This is a genomic window from Aliiroseovarius crassostreae (assembly GCF_049803815.1).
Classification (GTDB): domain Bacteria; phylum Pseudomonadota; class Alphaproteobacteria; order Rhodobacterales; family Rhodobacteraceae; genus Aliiroseovarius; species Aliiroseovarius crassostreae_A.
Genome location: NZ_JBNAGI010000008.1, coordinates 1 through 2,036, shown reverse-complemented (window position 1 = coordinate 2,036; position 2,036 = coordinate 1). Strand labels below are relative to the sequence as shown.

General features: G+C 53.2%; 2 protein-coding genes. Both read right to left on the bottom strand.

Translation table 11 applies throughout. The features are described 5' to 3' along the window. Nucleotides 1-166 precede the first annotated feature (166 nt). Complete coding sequence (locus tag ACP15V_RS16020) at nt 167-571, bottom strand: hypothetical protein (protein ID WP_424944402.1); 405 nt, start codon at nt 569-571, stop codon at nt 167-169. Nucleotides 572-860: 289 nt separating this feature from the next. Then, nucleotides 861-2,036 (bottom strand): elongation factor Tu (gene tuf / locus ACP15V_RS16015; protein ID WP_424944403.1); only part of this gene is annotated, 1,176 nt, incomplete at its 5' end.

Here is a 2,036-nt window from a genome sequence, read left to right as displayed (position 1 = left end):
GAAAACTAGAAAACTAGAAAACTAGAAAACTAGAAAACTAGAAAACTAGAAAACTAGAAAACTAGAAAACTAGAACCCCGTTGGGCAGTGGACGCAAGAGAAATACTTGGGCTTACTCAATTTACCATACCCAACAAGAAATACCGCTTTGCGGCGACCTTTCTGATTAATCCGATTGATACTTTTTCTTCCACATCAAAAGCAAATCGGCTGTAAAGGCTTTCTCTGAGGCGGCAATGCAATATGATTGAAAACTCGCCTGACGGTCCTGCGGCAGGGTCTTTGACTTTTCATGACAAGCTTCTAATTCGGACTGCCTTTTGTCCGGGCTGTTTCGTGCACCCAACTGCTGAACCAGATGTCGATTGAAGCGCTGTACCTCTTTCAAAAGCTTAGCCTCACACCGGTCATAATCATTGGCCCCCACGCATCTGAAAATAATGCTATCAACGCAAAGAAATACGACCTGAATTCCCTCATACCCCTCCTTCAAATCTATGACCATCGCATCGTATCGAGCCGGAAAGGTGGTTCTGTCCGCATTCTCCGAAACACAATTCAGAACGTTCATTGTCCACTCAGGTGGAGCATTCCGCCGATCAGAAATCCTATTTTCCACCACGACAGCGGACAGGCAAATCATCCCCAAAACAACAAAGAACCATCTCGGCACTTTCTCTCACTCCCATTGGAAACTCCGCAGCGCCACCTGAGAACAACCGCCTAACCACGTCAACCAGTGAAATGGGCCCCCCTCGGTTGCCAACAAGAACTTGATGATATGCCTCGGGATCATTGAGTTCAAATGCAAAGGGCCGCCCATTGGGCGGCCCTTCTTTTTGAACATTCACTGGTGTGAATTATTCAATGATCTTCGACACAACGCCCGAACCAACGGTGCGGCCGCCTTCGCGGATGGCGAAGCGCAGCTTTTCTTCCATGGCGATCGGGGCGATCAGTTCAACGTTGAACTTCAGGTTGTCGCCCGGCATCACCATTTCGGTGCCGGCCGGCAGCTCAACGGTGCCGGTCACGTCGGTGGTGCGGAAGTAGAACTGCGGACGGTAGTTTGCGAAGAACGGGGTGTGACGGCCGCCTTCTTCCTTGGTCAGGATATAGACCTCGGCTTCGAACTTGGTGTGCGGGTTTACCGAACCCGGCTTACACAGAACCTGGCCACGCTCAACTTTTTCACGGTCGATACCGCGCAGCAGAACACCAACGTTGTCACCAGCTTCACCGCGATCCAAGAGCTTGCGGAACATTTCAACACCGGTACAGGTGGTTTTCTGGGTGTCCTTGATGCCAACGATTTCGATCTCGTCGCCAACGTTCACAACACCACGTTCCACACGGCCGGTCACAACGGTACCGCGGCCCGAGATCGAGAACACGTCTTCGATCGGCAGCAGGAAGTCGCCGTCAACCGGACGATCCGGGGTCGGGATGTATTCGTCAACAGCCGCCATCAGCTCGCGGATCTTGTCTTCGCCGATTGCGTTGTCACGGCCTTCCATGGCGGCCAGCGCGGAACCCGCGATGATCGGCATGTCGTCGCCCGGGAAGTCGTATTCGTTCATCAGTTCACGAACTTCCATTTCAACCAGCTCAAGCAGCTCTTCGTCGTCAACCTGGTCAACTTTGTTCATGAAGACAACCAGAGCAGGCACACCAACCTGACGCGCCAGCAGGATGTGCTCGCGGGTCTGCGGCATCGGGCCGTCAGCAGCGTTCACAACCAGGATACCACCGTCCATCTGCGCGGCGCCGGTGATCATGTTTTTCACATAGTCAGCGTGACCCGGGCAGTCCACGTGGGCGTAGTGACGGTTCTCGGTCTCATACTCAACGTGAGCGGTCGAGATGGTGATCCCGCGGGCCTTCTCTTCCGGCGCGCCGTCAATCTCGTCATAGGCTTTGAAGTCACCAAAAAACTTGGTGATCGCTGCCGTCAAAGTGGTCTTCCCGTGGTCAACGTGACCGATGGTGCCGATGTTCACGTGCGGTTTGCCGCGTTCAAACTTTTCCTTAGCCAT